The 13,634-nt window shown below is 31.5% G+C and carries 14 protein-coding genes; 11 read left to right on the top strand and 3 right to left on the bottom strand.

Features of this window, described 5'->3' with window-relative positions; all coding sequences use genetic code 11:
- From ACJMLB_RS00860 to ACJMLB_RS00835, 6 genes are all read left to right on the top strand, one after another.
- The coding region (locus tag ACJMLB_RS00860) for an FAD synthase (protein WP_405322908.1) at positions 1-376 on the top strand (376 nt) is incomplete at its 5' end.
- 75 nt (positions 377-451) lie between these two features.
- The gene (gene argC, locus ACJMLB_RS00855; protein WP_405322906.1) at positions 452-1,468 is read left to right on the top strand and encodes an N-acetyl-gamma-glutamyl-phosphate reductase; all 1,017 of its coding nucleotides are present in this window, start codon (positions 452-454) and stop codon (positions 1,466-1,468) included.
- Positions 1,469-1,585: 117 nt separating this feature from the next.
- The gene (locus ACJMLB_RS00850; protein WP_405322904.1) at positions 1,586-2,074 is read left to right on the top strand and encodes a flavodoxin family protein; all 489 of its coding nucleotides are present in this window, start codon (positions 1,586-1,588) and stop codon (positions 2,072-2,074) included.
- Positions 2,075-2,331: 257 nt separating this feature from the next.
- The gene (locus tag ACJMLB_RS00845) at positions 2,332-3,477 is read left to right on the top strand and encodes a protein translocase subunit SecF (RefSeq protein ID WP_405322902.1); all 1,146 of its coding nucleotides are present in this window, start codon (positions 2,332-2,334) and stop codon (positions 3,475-3,477) included.
- Between the two features lie 2 nt (positions 3,478-3,479).
- A complete protein-coding gene (locus tag ACJMLB_RS00840) occupies positions 3,480-4,703 on the top strand; it encodes a preprotein translocase subunit SecD (protein WP_405322900.1) in 1,224 nt (407 codons plus the stop codon).
- 278 nt (positions 4,704-4,981) lie between these two features.
- The gene (locus tag ACJMLB_RS00835) at positions 4,982-6,223 is read left to right on the top strand and encodes a GMC family oxidoreductase N-terminal domain-containing protein (protein ID WP_405322898.1); all 1,242 of its coding nucleotides are present in this window, start codon (positions 4,982-4,984) and stop codon (positions 6,221-6,223) included.
- An 84-nt stretch (positions 6,224-6,307) separates the two neighbouring features.
- On the opposite strand, the gene ACJMLB_RS00830 is transcribed toward ACJMLB_RS00835, so the two are convergent.
- Entirely contained in the window at positions 6,308-6,736 is a 429-nt protein-coding gene (locus ACJMLB_RS00830; protein WP_405322896.1) for an EamA family transporter, read from the bottom strand.
- A gap of 88 nt (positions 6,737-6,824) precedes the next feature.
- Positions 6,825-7,286 (bottom strand): aspartate carbamoyltransferase regulatory subunit, encoded by a 462-nt coding sequence (gene pyrI, locus ACJMLB_RS00825; RefSeq protein ID WP_298535394.1) that lies wholly within the window; start codon positions 7,284-7,286, stop codon positions 6,825-6,827.
- Positions 7,287-7,466: 180 nt separating this feature from the next.
- Here pyrI and ACJMLB_RS00820 point away from each other — a divergent pair, with 180 nt between their 5' ends.
- The 5 genes from ACJMLB_RS00820 to ACJMLB_RS00800 all read left to right on the top strand — a co-directional run bounded on the left by ACJMLB_RS00820 (position 7,467) and on the right by ACJMLB_RS00800 (position 12,560).
- Positions 7,467-8,837: a TldD/PmbA family protein gene (locus tag ACJMLB_RS00820; RefSeq protein ID WP_405322894.1), complete on the top strand. Its 1,371-nt coding sequence runs from the start codon at positions 7,467-7,469 to the stop codon at positions 8,835-8,837.
- Positions 8,838-9,046: 209 nt separating this feature from the next.
- Positions 9,047-9,604, top strand: coding sequence for a TIGR00296 family protein (locus ACJMLB_RS00815; protein WP_405322892.1), 558 nt, complete (start codon positions 9,047-9,049; stop codon positions 9,602-9,604).
- A 161-nt stretch (positions 9,605-9,765) separates the two neighbouring features.
- On the top strand, positions 9,766-10,818 hold the full coding sequence (locus ACJMLB_RS00810) for an NOG1 family protein (RefSeq protein WP_405322890.1): 1,053 nt from the start codon (positions 9,766-9,768) through the stop codon (positions 10,816-10,818).
- Positions 10,819-11,301: 483 nt separating this feature from the next.
- Positions 11,302-11,946: an Hsp20/alpha crystallin family protein gene (locus tag ACJMLB_RS00805; RefSeq protein ID WP_295606238.1), complete on the top strand. Its 645-nt coding sequence runs from the start codon at positions 11,302-11,304 to the stop codon at positions 11,944-11,946.
- A gap of 407 nt (positions 11,947-12,353) precedes the next feature.
- Positions 12,354-12,560, top strand: coding sequence for a histone family protein (locus ACJMLB_RS00800; protein ID WP_295606323.1), 207 nt, complete (start codon positions 12,354-12,356; stop codon positions 12,558-12,560).
- A 241-nt stretch (positions 12,561-12,801) separates the two neighbouring features.
- Here ACJMLB_RS00800 and ACJMLB_RS00795 read toward each other — a convergent pair whose 3' ends face one another.
- Positions 12,802-13,473, bottom strand: a complete 672-nt coding sequence (locus tag ACJMLB_RS00795) for a flavodoxin family protein (RefSeq protein WP_405322888.1) — start codon at positions 13,471-13,473, stop codon at positions 12,802-12,804.
- Positions 13,474-13,634 lie beyond the last annotated feature (161 nt).

Genomic DNA, 13,634 nt, shown 5'->3' with positions numbered 1-13,634 from the left:
CCTTGTAGTTGTAATAGCAAGAGATTCAACTGTTAAAAAGAAAAAGAGAATTCCTGTTATTGATGAAAATCAAAGATTAGAAATGATCAAATATCTAAAGCCCGTAGATGAAGCTTACATTGGTTATGATGGAGATATGTTCAAGATTGTAGAGGAAATTCAACCAGACATAATAGCTATTGGTTCAGACCAAAATCATGACATTGCAAAGCTTCAGGAACAACTGGATAAAAGAGGAATCAAAGCTGTAGCAAAAAGAGTTAAAGATTACAGAAAAGGAGAACTCGACAGTACCTGTAAGATAATCAATAGAATCAAGCACTCTGAATTGGAAGAGAAAAACTTGGATTGCAGTAATGTAATCAACGACGACTGATAATAAAAAGATAAAAAATAATAAAATTGATAATTATTTAAAACAACAAAAAAACAAGAAAATCAAGGTGTAAAAATGGTAAGTGTAGCAATTGTAGGTGGAAGCGGATATACTGGAGGAGAATTGATCAGACTTCTTTCTGCTCATCCAGAAGTTGAAATAGTGGACATAACCTCAAGACAATTTGAAGGAACTCCAGTACACAAGGTTCATCCACACATTAGAGGAACTGATTTAGTATTTAGAAACAAAAAGCCAAGTGAATTGGATGCAGACATCATATTTACAGCAACTCCACATGGAGCTTCAATGAAAATCGTACCGGATTTACTTGATACCGGTGCAAAAGTCATTGACTTGAGTGGAGATTACAGATTCAACGACATTGACATTTATGAAAAATGGTATGGAATTGAACATACCTCTGACTTGAAAGGTGTTTTCGGACTTCCTGAAATTCACAGAGAAGAAATCAAAAAAGCAACCTTGCTTGCTAACCCAGGATGTTTTGTAACTGGCGCTATCTTGTCAGGATACCCATTGTCAAAAGCTAAACTTGCAGATAGAATGATCTTCGATTCCAAAACTGGAGTAAGCGGTGCTGGAGTAAATCCTGCTGCATCAACCCATTATCCAAACATTGGAGACAATGTAAATCCTTATAAAGTAACCCAACATAGACACATGCCTGAGATCCAACAGGAACTTGGTGCATTTTCAGATGTCAAAGTTTCCTTCACACCTCATTTGGTGCCAGTAATCAGAGGAATACTTACAACTAACCATTGTTTCTTAGTTGATGGTGCAGATGTCACCAGTGAAGAAGTGTTAGACATCTATAAGGAAACCTATAAAGGGGAACCATTCATCCAAATCTTGGAAGATGGAGAAATCCCACGCTTAAGCAGTGTAAGAGGATCAAACTATGCTCAAATCGGTTGCTTTGAAATTGATGAAACCGGAAGATTGGTCATCATTTCAGCTATTGACAATTTGGTTAAAGGAGCATCAGGTCAAGCTGTTCACAACATGAACATCATGTGTGGATTTGATGAAAAAACCGGTTTGGACTTCTTTGGAATGCACCCATAATAAGATAATAAATAAAATAATAAATCAAATAAAAGAATAGTCTAAATTCGAATATTTGATTGTATGCAAATATTTAAATAGATTATTTTTTAAAAAAATAGTTCAAGGGGAAAAACTATGGAAAGAATAATTTTATACTATTCAGATGGAGGAAAAACAAAAGTAGTTGCAGAAACACTTGCAATTAATTTAAGGTGTGATATCTGTCAAATCAAGGATATGAAGAAACGTGACGGAATCAGAAATAGATTTACTTCAACCATCGATGCATTCAGAGAAAGCAAGACAGAGATCTATCCCCCTACTCTTGATTTAGAAGAATATGATACCATTTACATAGGCACACCTACTTGGGCAAACAATCCAACTCCTGCAATCATCACATTGATTGACAGATGTGACTTACGTGGAAAAGACATCGTATTGTTTACAACTACAAACACTTCAGATGGAGAATCCGCTTTAGAAAAAATGGAAATGAAAGTTAGGGCAAGAGGTGCAAGGGTAGTTCAGCAATTCAGCTTAAAGACTAAAGATAAAAGTCTTGCTCAACTCCAAAAGGATACTGACAGATTATTTATGACTTTAGATTTAGCATTATACTAAATCTATCTTTTTACTTTTTTTACTTATTCTTAAATTTTATATTATTTTAAACTTTTTAACTAACTTATGCTGTTTTTAACAATTTGATATCAATTTTCTAATTAAATCAAATATTAAAATATTAATCAAGCAAACTATTTAATACTATAAATTAGAAATTTATTAATGTATAATTTTTAATGAATAAACAATCATTAAATTAATTTTTATACTAAATCATTAAATCAAAAATTAAATATTTTAGGTGCAAAAGAAAAATGTTAGAGAAAATGATGGAAAACCACAAGATCTTAATTGCGATTCCAATTATTCTTGCACTTTTATCATTAGTCCTTATAGGTTTTAACGGCTTAGAACAAGGTGTTGACTTAAAAGGAGGTTCACAAGCAGAGTTACAACTATTAGGTTCTGTAACTCCAAGTGAATTGGAAGATACACTTGATGCCAAATTGAACACCAACAATATAAAAGTTACAAATAATGGAAACAATAAGGTTACTGTGGAATTGGAAAACAATATCAATTCAAGTACATTTACAAGCGCCATAAATGGAAAGGCAAAGGTAATCAGCTATAATGAAATTGGACCTGTCTTAAGTGAAGAGGCAATGGGACAAATTTATGTTGCTATGATTTTTGCATTCCTGTTTATGGCAATTACTGTGTTTGTTGTATTTAGAGAACCTGTACCCTCTGTAGCAATTATCCTTGCAGCATTGTGTGATATACTCATTGCTCTTGGAGGAATGTCAATATTTAAGATTCCATTGTCCATTGCATCTGTAGGTGCATTATTAATGCTTATTGGGTACAGTGTAGATACAGATATTCTTCTTACAACCAGACTTTTGAAAAGAAGAGAAGGTACTGTGGAAGAGCGTGCTAAAAATGCTATGTACACCGGTTTAACCATGTCCTTTGCGGCAATAGCTGCAATGGGAATTTTATACGTGGTAACCAAGATCATTATGCCTGAAGCGACTACACTAAGTAATATTTCCGCAGTTTTAGTAATCGGATTGATTGGGGATATTCTTTCCACTTGGTTAATGAACTTAGGAATTCTTAAGACTTACATCGATTGGAGACAATCTAAAAAACAAGAGAAATATAATGTAGGTTCATCTTCAAGCAAAAACAAATCTTCTAAATCTAAAGAAGAAGCTTCAGAAAAAGAATCCAAATTAGGTCTAAAGGATAAGCTCAAGAGGAAAACTGAAGTTGAAGATGATGAAGTGATGTCTAAAATCCAAGAGGAATTGGAAAAAATAGACAATATGGAAGAGATTGAAGAAAACATTCCAAAATCCGAAAAATCTTCAAAAAAGAAATCCAATAAAAAACAAAAAACTAAAGGCAATAAACGTAAAGCCAAAAAGAAAAAAGGAAAAGGAGGCAAATAATTATGGCAAGCAATTTATCTAAATTCTTTAAAGATAGACAAGTAATTATCCTCTTATTATTCCTATTGATCAGTATTGGAAGCATTGCTTTTTTAGGTGTAGAACAAGGCCTTGACTTGAAAGGTGGATCTTCCATCCAATTGCAACTGGAACATCCAGTTAACGACACTACAATGAAAGTTGTAACTTCTGTTTTGGATAAAAGGCTTAACCTTTATGGTGTAAGTGATGTAAAGGTAAGATCAAGCGGAGACCAAATGGTTATAGTTGAAATGGCTGGAAAGACCCCTGAAGAGGTGGAACGGCTGATTGGAAATCCTGGTATTTTTGAAGCTAAAATAGATAATGTAACCGTCCTTACAGGTAGTGATGTGGCTTCAGTTGAGGCACCGGTTGTTGGGGATAGTGGAGAATGGCATGTGCCATTTACATTGACAACAGAAGGGGCCAAAAACTTTGCAGATCTTGCTAAAGGAAAAGGTGGCCATGAAGTAGTGATGTACCTGGATGGAAAGCAAATTGATGAGAATCCACCACAACTTTCTGGAGAATTAGCTGGTGGAGAACCTGTAGCGGAAGTTGAAGTTACAGGCAGCGCAGCAGACGTTGAAACTGCAAAAGATGAATCCAATACAGTTTATACTGTTTTAAAAACAGGTTCACTTCCTGTAAAGATTCACACTATAGGTTCCAATACAGTTTCACCTGAATTAGGTCAGCAATTTGCACAAGGAGCTTTGATTGCAGGACTATTAGCCATACTTGGTATTGCATTGGTTGTATACATAAGATACAGAAGAGCATTCTTGACAATTCCAATTTTGATTACAACAATTTCTGAGATAATAATTATCTTAGGTGTTGCTTCCATTATCCATTGGAATATAGACCTTGCAGCAATCGCTGGTTTAATCGCATCTGTAGGTACTGGGGTAGACGACCAGATCATCATTACAGATGAGGTATTGCACCACGACAGTGAAAACACAAGACATAGAAGAACTAGAACCCAAATGAACGTTAAAAATGCATTATTCATTATCTTCGCATCTGCAGGAACATTAATAGCTGCAATGTTACCACTTGCATATGTTGGATTTGCAAGAGGAAGCAGTGGTATCGGTACCATCGCAGGTTTCGCATTCACTACAATCATAGGGGTTTTAATTGGTGTGTTCATCACAAGACCAGCTTATGCTAAATTTATCGAAATCTTTGTATCTTAAGCAAGATTTAAAATTAAAAAAACATTATGAAAAAGAATAATTTTTATTATTCTTTCTTTTTTTCTATTTTTCTATTATCCAATTATTTTTTTTATTCTATTATTCCATTTCTAAAATTTCCATAAAAAATCATTTATAAAAATATAACAATTGTTAAGTATTTATAATATAAAAATAAATATTAATATGAAGGGATTAAACTGTTTTAAAATTTAATAAAATATTAATTAAATGATAAAACAAATATATTTAATAAAAAAAAACAACGGAGATAAAAAATGGTTATAGTTATAGGTACAGGTGCTGGAGGTTCATTAATAGCTATGGAACTTGCAAAGGCAAACATTCCAGTTACCATTATAGAAAGAGGACCATACATAAAAAGCAAGGATTCATTTGAATATTATGACATGAAATACTACGATAAGCGTTTGAAAAATACAAACAGTGTCGACTTATTGAAGACAACTTGTATTGGAGGATCCACAATCGTAGCTGCAGGAAATGGCGTAAGGATTCTTGAAGATGAATTCAAGGAACTTGGAATAGACATATCTGCTGAATATGACAAAATCGAAGAGTTAGTAGGAATTCATCAAATGGATGATGAACATATCGGTAAGGGAACTCAAGCTTTCATGGACTGTGCAAATGAATTAGGATTTGAAGCAATCAGAATGCCTAAATTCATAAGGGATGAGGACTGCAAGCCTTGTGGAAAATGCTCATTCGGTTGTCCAAGAGATGCAAAATGGAGTGGAAAAGACTTTGTAGATATAGCAATCGAAAATGGTGCAGAACTAATTACAGATGCTGAAGTCACAAAAGTTATCTTTTCAGATAAGAAAATCACAGGAGTAGAATACATCAAGGACAATATCAAGCAAAATATCAGCTCTGACTTGGTAATCCTCTGTGCAGGAGCAGTTGACAGTGCAGTGATCCTTCAGAAATCAGGAATTGATGCAGGAAATAAACTCTTCTTTGACCCATTTGTAAGTGTTGGAGGATATTTAAAGGATATTAATTTCAATAGCGAAGTTCAGATGAATGGGCTTGCAATAGGTAAAGAATACATCCTTGCACCTCATTTCTCATCATTTATTGCTAAATACATCAAGGAATCAAACCCTGAAGTTGAAGATAAGGATATCTTAAGCATTATGGTTAAAGTTGAAGACGATATGGTAGGTACTGTTGATGCAGATGGAAACATATTCAAATTCAATACAATTGATGACATCCGAAGATTGGCTCAAGGCTGTGCTGCAGCAGGTTCAATACTTGAAAAGGCAGGTGTCGATCCAACAACCATGACTTCAACAATCTTTAGAGGTGCACACCCTGGAGGAACTGCAGCTATTGGAGATGTGGTTGACAATAACTTAAAAACAGAAATAGACGGTTTGTATGTTGGAGATGCAAGTGTAATCCCAATGTCTCCAGGAAAACCACCTATATTATTGATTTTAGCATTAGCCTTAAGATTAGTTAATCATTTAATTGAAGAAGTTATTTAACTTCTTTAATTCTTTTTTTAATAAAAATTAATAAAAATAATTTTTCAAAATAAAGTATTGTAAAAATATAGTTATTTTTCTTTTTTAACCCATATTAATTAAAAACAAACCCACACAACAGATTAAAATCCCCATCAACTGTTTTAAAGTAATGTTTTCACCATATAAGATTGCACCAACAAATAGCAAGACTATAGCCAAACCAATATTTGCAACAAGGGATGCAGAACTAACTTTCCATCCTGCACGAAATGCGAAGATATAAGCCAATTCCAAACCTACAATTGCCATTCCTAAAACAATGGAAGTCCAGTTTACATGAGACAATTCAACCATGACATTTTCAGGCTTGACAAGAAAAACAAAAATTATTGCAGTTAAAACTGCTGCAACTGTATAGGTTATCATCAATGTACCGAAGGCATTTACATTTGAAGGAGTTGATTTGGTACAGATATTATAGGCTGTATTAGACAGTATAACCAATAAAATAGGCCAAATCATTTCCCACATAAAAACACCTCAAAAATAGTTTTAAAAGTACTTGACATAACTTAATAAGAGTTATAAGAAGGTAAAAATTTATAAAAAAATAAAAAATTTATTCAAATTGATTATAAATCTCATTTGCTTGAACCAACCTTTCACAATAATGGCATCTTACTGTAATTGGATCTGATTCAACAAGATAAAACTTGCTTTCAATAGGTTCTTCAGTATTTGAAATACATTTAGGATTGGTGCATTTTACAATTCCATTTAATTCCTTTACCATTCTAACCTGATCCTTTGCAACAATTTCATAATCACGTATAATGTTAATGGTTGCATCAGGAGCTATTAAGGAAATCTTATCTATTTCAGTATGTTCCAACTCCCTGTTTTCAAACTTCACAATATCCTTATAGCCTAATTTTGAAGAAACATTCATAGCAAGTGTTACATTAGTTCCTTCCTTTGGGAGACCTAATATTTTCAATACTTGAAGCGCCTTATTGGCAGGAATATGGTCAATTACAGTACCATTCTCAATAGGCTTAACCTTTAGTTCATGTTTAGTCATAAATAATAATATCTTTTAAATTTTATTTATAATTTATTATAATAAAATCATATTTATGAATAGTTATATTTATTAAAAACAATAAAATAATAATGATTAAACTTTATAAAAAAAACTTTATAAAAAAAATTAAATTAAAAAAATATAAAAAATATTAAAATTAGAAAAAGGAGTCTTAAAATGGAAGAACATATAGACTTATTTAAAAAAATATTAACTAAAATTGATGATAAGGTTGATTATGCTGACATAAGAGCAGGAAAAGGAAACAATACAAGCATAATCATGAAAGACAATCAAATTCAAGAAATCAACACAGGCCTTTCCACTGTTGCAAGAATAAGGGTATTGAACAATGGAGCATGGGGATTCGCTTCCACTAATGACTTTTCCAAATTGGAAGAGATAAGTGAAAAGGCAATCAAAATATCAAACTCACTCACAGGAGACATTGAACTTGCAGAATGTGAAATAGTTGAAGACAAGGTGAAGACTGATAGAAAAATTTCTGTAAGTGACGTGACCATTGAAGATAAGAAGGAATTGATTCAGGAAGCAAACAAGGCAAGCAATGTTGGAAAGGTAGTAAGTACAACAGTCAGCTATTCAGACGGTGAAAGCCAAACCGCTTTTGTAAGCAGTGAAGGAAGCGAGATTCTTGTAGACAGCTCAAGAGTGGCACTTGCACTTAATGCAGTTGCTTCAAATGGAGAACTGATTCAATTCAATCATGGCAGTTTAGGTGGAGTGAAAGGATTTGAAATATTGCAGGATGCAGACATCGAATCCTTTGGAAGAAAGATTGGAGAAAAAGCAACCGAACTATTGGATGCAAAGCCTGCTCCATCAGGACGCTTCACAATTGTTGCTGACAACAACCTTACAGGAGTATTCATTCACGAAGCTGTAGGGCATGCTGTTGAGGCAGACCTTGTACTTCAAGACGATTCCATATTGCATGATCAAATGAACAAGAAAATTGGAACTGACATTGTAAACATTTATGATGATTCTAGCTATAAGGATGGATTCGGCTATTACCCATATGATGTTGAAGGAGTCAAAACCAGAAAGAATCAAATCGTTAAGAATGGAGAGCTTGTATCATTCCTCACATCAAGAGAAAGTGCAGGAAAATTAGGACTTCCTTTAACTGGAAATGCAAGGTCATCAGTCAGTGACCAACCTATTGTCAGAATGAGTAACACTTTCCTTGAACCGGGAGACTTAAGTTTCGAAGAACTTATAGAAGACATCAATGATGGAATTTACCTTAAGGGTTCCAGAGGCGGACAAGTTGATACTGGTAAAGGAATTTTCCAATTCAATGCAACTGAAGCATACAAGATTGAAAATGGTGAACTCAAAGATCACTTCCGTGATGTGTCATTATCTGGAAACATTCTTGAAACACTTAAGGGTGTTGATGGAATAGGTTCAAATTTCAAGCTTAGTGTAGGTTACTGTGGTAAAGGTGGACAAACTGCACCAGTCGGTGATGGTGGACCACACACCAGAATCTTGAATGCAATGGTAGGTGGAAGCAACTAATATTTATAAAAATTAATTTTATAATAATTTCATCACACCATCAATTTAATTGAAGCTACATTCAAAATAAACGATTGATAATAAATAGTAAACAAATTGATAAATGAATATGTAGATGAAGTAGTCTAAAAATGATATTTTAGATAAATTTCTAAAAAATTTACATTAAAATTTTAAAAAAAATCAATGAAAAATTTGAAGGTGAAAATATGTTAAGTGAAGATGATGGAAAATATTTGTTAAGTGTAGCAAAAGATGCTATTGAAACATATGTTAAGGAAAATAGAAAAATTGACACACCTTCAGATTGTCCAGAATATATGCATGAGGAACTTGGAGTTTTTGTCACATTGAACAAGCACAATAATCTAAGAGGATGCATCGGTTACCCTGAACCTGTTTACCCATTGATTGATGCTGTCATTGATTCAGCAATTTCTGCAGCAATGAGAGATCCACGTTTTCCAAGTGTTGATGAAAGCGAATTGGATTCACTTGAATATGAGATCACTGTATTGACCAAGCCACAAATCATTGAAGTTGAAAAGCCAATCGATTATCTAGAAAATATCATAATTGGTGAAGATGGATTGATTGTTGAACGTGGATTCTACCGAGGATTGCTCTTGCCACAAGTGGCTCCAGAACACAATATGGACAAAGAAGAGTTCCTATCCCACACTTGCATGAAGGCAGGACTTAGACCAGATGCATGGTTAGATAAAAATACAAAAGTATACAAATTCCAAGGGCAAATATTTAAATAAAGCTTTTTATAAAAGTATTAACTTAAATAATAGAATTATAATTATTAAAATTATTAAATATTAAACTATTAAATTATCAAATTTTATTAGAATCATTAGAATTATTAGAATTATTAAAATTATTAAAAAAATAAATTATTATGATTACATGGTGATAAAAAATGATGTTACCAACTATTCCAACTCCAGATGAATTATTAGATAAAGGTTTCAGAAGAGGTAAGAAGGCAGCGGATTTGAGAAGAGGAGAAAAGATGCCTAAACACTTAAAGGGCAAACGTATTGAAGAGACAAGAGTAATCACTGCTTGCCAAGTCATTAAAGATAGACTTAAAATGATCTTGGACCGTACCCCTGAAATCGAAGAGTTACCTGAATTTTATCAAGATTATATAGACATCACTGTAGGTGTAGATGATTTCAAGCAAGCATTAGGTGCACTTAATTGGGCTTATGGTATTATTACCCAGCTCGAAAAGGAATATGGTGCAAAAATCAGAAAATCCTCTTCTGAAAGGGCAACTGGCCTTAGAAAACAGGCTTATGGAAGAATCTCTTCAGTTGTTCATAAGATTGAAAAGGACCTTGATTTTCTTGACTTTGCAAAGCAATCATTGAGAAACATGCCTACCGTTGACTTTGATGCAATAAGCATTGTAATTGCAGGTTTCCCAAATGTAGGTAAATCAACATTGCTTACCCACATTACAGATGCAGAGCCTCAAGTGGCTAACTATCCATTTACAACAAAAGGTATTCAAATAGGACACTTTGAGAAAAAATGGCAGCATTACCAAATCATTGACACTCCCGGTTTATTGGATAGGCCTATTGGAGACATGAATGATATTGAATTGAATGCTATGGTAGCTCTTGAACACTTGGCAGATGCAATATTGTTCATTTTTGATGGATCTGAAACCTGTGGATACCTTCTTGAAAATCAATACAATCTTTTAGAAGAGATTCAAAATGTGTTTGATGCTCCTATCATCTACTTATTCAATAAAATGGATATTGCTGAGTATGATGGCATAAGACATGATTATGTACAACAGTACATTGATAAATGTGAAGACCCATTGCTTATCTCAGCTGCAGAAGGAGAAGGTATCGGAGAGATCATCGATTTAATTATGAAAGTTGAAAAAAGAGAAAGAGTTGAAGAAGAAGAGGGATATGAAGATGATGAAAATTACTTTGATTTAACTTAAGTAATTTTTCATATTTTCTTTTTTAATTTTTTTCTACCCCTATTTTTATTAATTTTTACTTTCTAACTAATTTTTCCTTAAATGAATTATTTTCTGATTTTTTATAGTAACTATTTTTATCAAAACTTTTAGTAACTTTTTATTACTAAAATAGAAAAGTTTATAAATGATGAGTTACTAGTATACATTGTGAATAAAAAGTATACTAAAAAATTCTAAATTTTTTTAATTTCTAAAAAATTTGAGAAAAATCCTAAAAAAATTAGTAATTTTGTATACTAAATCAATTAATCGTATACAATTCATAGAAATATTTATAAGATATGAGTTATATAGTATACATTAGAAATAAATGTACACTAAGTTTTATAAAAAATTTTATAAAATTTATAGATCATGTTTATAATTTATAAAAATTTTTATCTATAAAACATAGGTACAAGTTTTATGAATTTTAAAAAATAATGTAAAGGAGATATTAAAATGCCTGAAGATGTAAAAGAAGACATTGAAGTAGAATTTGAAGAAGTTGACGTAGAAGTAGAAACTTCCAAATCTGACGAATTAAAAGAAAAAGCAGAAAAATTCAGAGAAGACTTCAGAACCAAAGCTGAAGCAAGAAATGAGGCTAACAAAGAAAAATTCGATGAAACCTTAAACAAAAGTAAAGATGTTGCAGGAAAAGTTGGTGAAAACCTTAGTAAAACTATCGATGACACCATTATTGCAATGAAAGCTCTTCAAAAGAATTTCGATACCAGATACCAAGGCTACAAAGAAACCGTTGCAACCGGAAATATCAGCATCGACTTAGCAGAAAACAAAGATTTCTACTACTTACAAGCTTACTTAGCAGGTATCGAAAAAGAAGACATCTCCATTGAAGCAACTAACAACTCTGTAACCATCAAAGCATGCTTTGACAACATCATGAAAAACATTGAAAGTACTGAAGAAAACCCAGCAACTTTAATTGTTTCCGGTATCAAAGCAGGTGAAGCAGACAGAACAGTTACTTTAACTGAAGACATTGTAAAAGAAGAAATTACTGCAAAACACAACAATGGAACCTTATTCGTAACAATTCCAAAAAGAATAGTTCCTAAAACTAAAATAGACATCGAATAAATTATTTAATAAATTATTTCGAACAATTATCTCAACCTTAAAAAGATTAAATTAATTTTTAAATAAAATTAATTTTTATCTTTTTAATTTTTTAAATTAACATAAAACACATATTAAACACCTAACTTTTTTAATTTTTGCAAGATCTTCTTGCAAAAATATTTTTTTAATTTCCTCCATTTTTTTATTCGATTTTTCAACACTAAATATTATATAAATTTCTAAAATTTTAAAATATTATAAAATATTAACTATTTTTATAAAATAAATTTAAAATTCAAATATATTTGAAAAATAAGTATTGACAATATAGATATACGAATTTAAGAAAATTTAAGTAAAAAAAGGAAAAGGTTTAATACTAAGTAATGATATAATATTACTATACTATTATAACGGAGGTGAAAATTATGGCAATTCCTAAAGCTCCTGTAAATAGGATTATTAAAGATGCTGGTGCTGAAAGAGTAAGTGATGCAGCTGTAGTTGCATTAGTAGAATACTTAGAAGCTGACGCAGCAGCAGTAGCTAAAAAAGCAATTGAATACGCTAAAATTGCAAAAAGACAAACTGTAAAAGCAGATGATATTGCATTAGCTATCGACAAAGAATAAGTATATTAACTTTTCTTTTAAACACTTTTAAATAAAATTTTATTTTATTTTTTTACTATTTTTTTATCTTTTTTACTAATTTTAACTAATTTATCTAATTTTAACTAATTTATCTAATTTTTTCAAATTTAATCTGTCAATTTTAAAAACATGACCCCTTTTACAAAATATTTATTTTAATTAAATACACTAAAAAAATTAAAAAAAAGAAAAAAAGAAGAAATTGAAAATTGAATTTAAATTAAATTTTCAAACTATCTTGAGCTATTTTTACACCTAAATCATAAGCGTCTTTTAAGTCAATTGGAAAGTGCTCTTCTTTCCTTTTAGCTTTTAATTCAGGATCAAATGCATAATTTTCATACTTGGAATAATCTGTAAATTGATAAGTGTCATAAACCTTTAATGAATGTGGTTTAGAATAAACATTTTCAAGATTACCTTCTAAAATTTCAAATATGCTGCTATAAAGGGAAGTGCATATCTCTTCAGTGACATTCATGGTATAAATCATTCCAATAGGCATTCTTTTAGGAGCATTAGATTCTCCCCCATAAACAAATGAAGAAAATAAAAACCTTTCAAAAAATGATCTAAGTTCTCCAGTTATATCACCAAAGTAAATAGGGCTTCCAAATATGATTCCATCAGACTCTTTCATTTTAGGAAGCAAATCCCTTAAATCATCTTTGATAGGACATTGCGCATAATATTTTCCACCGATTTTTTTACAATGGAAACAGGATTTGCATCCTTTGAAATCCAAGTCATAAAGATGAACATTATGAATATTAATTTCTTCATCATCATTATTCCTCTTCAATTCATCGACAATGCCTTGACTTGCTTTTTCCAATAATTGGGCAGTGTTAAATTTCTTTCTTGGGCCACCATTTACTATATAAAAATCCATAAAATCACGTTATAATCTGTTTAAAAAAATTAATAAAAAATATCTGAATCAATTATAAAAATCTTATAAAAATCTTATAAAAATCAAAATAATAAAAAAAATTAAAAATAAAAAATAAAAATGAAAAAGGATAAATGAATTTTTTCATTTAAAAAATCAAA

This window comes from Methanobrevibacter sp. (genome assembly GCF_045114555.1).
Classification (GTDB): domain Archaea; phylum Methanobacteriota; class Methanobacteria; order Methanobacteriales; family Methanobacteriaceae; genus Methanobrevibacter.
This window is presented reverse-complemented; position numbering and strand designations above follow the sequence as displayed.

Excerpts from the sequence above, each read along its gene's own strand:
- ACJMLB_RS00830 (WP_405322896.1), bottom strand. The coding sequence starts at position 6,736 with ATGTGGGAAATGATTTGGCCTATTTTATTGGTTATACTGTCTAATACA.
- ACJMLB_RS00820 (WP_405322894.1), top strand. The coding sequence starts at position 7,467 with ATGGAAGAACATATAGACTTATTTAAAAAAATATTAACTAAAATTGAT.
- pyrI (WP_298535394.1), bottom strand. The coding sequence starts at position 7,286 with ATGACTAAACATGAACTAAAGGTTAAGCCTATTGAGAATGGTACTGTA.
- ACJMLB_RS00810 (WP_405322890.1), top strand. The coding sequence starts at position 9,766 with ATGATGTTACCAACTATTCCAACTCCAGATGAATTATTAGATAAAGGT.
- ACJMLB_RS00845 (WP_405322902.1), top strand. The coding sequence starts at position 2,332 with ATGTTAGAGAAAATGATGGAAAACCACAAGATCTTAATTGCGATTCCA.
- argC (WP_405322906.1), top strand. The coding sequence starts at position 452 with ATGGTAAGTGTAGCAATTGTAGGTGGAAGCGGATATACTGGAGGAGAA.
- ACJMLB_RS00815 (WP_405322892.1), top strand. The coding sequence starts at position 9,047 with ATGTTAAGTGAAGATGATGGAAAATATTTGTTAAGTGTAGCAAAAGAT.
- ACJMLB_RS00795 (WP_405322888.1), bottom strand. The coding sequence starts at position 13,473 with ATGGATTTTTATATAGTAAATGGTGGCCCAAGAAAGAAATTTAACACT.
- ACJMLB_RS00805 (WP_295606238.1), top strand. The coding sequence starts at position 11,302 with ATGCCTGAAGATGTAAAAGAAGACATTGAAGTAGAATTTGAAGAAGTT.
- ACJMLB_RS00835 (WP_405322898.1), top strand. The coding sequence starts at position 4,982 with ATGGTTATAGTTATAGGTACAGGTGCTGGAGGTTCATTAATAGCTATG.
- ACJMLB_RS00850 (WP_405322904.1), top strand. The coding sequence starts at position 1,586 with ATGGAAAGAATAATTTTATACTATTCAGATGGAGGAAAAACAAAAGTA.
- ACJMLB_RS00840 (WP_405322900.1), top strand. The coding sequence starts at position 3,480 with ATGGCAAGCAATTTATCTAAATTCTTTAAAGATAGACAAGTAATTATC.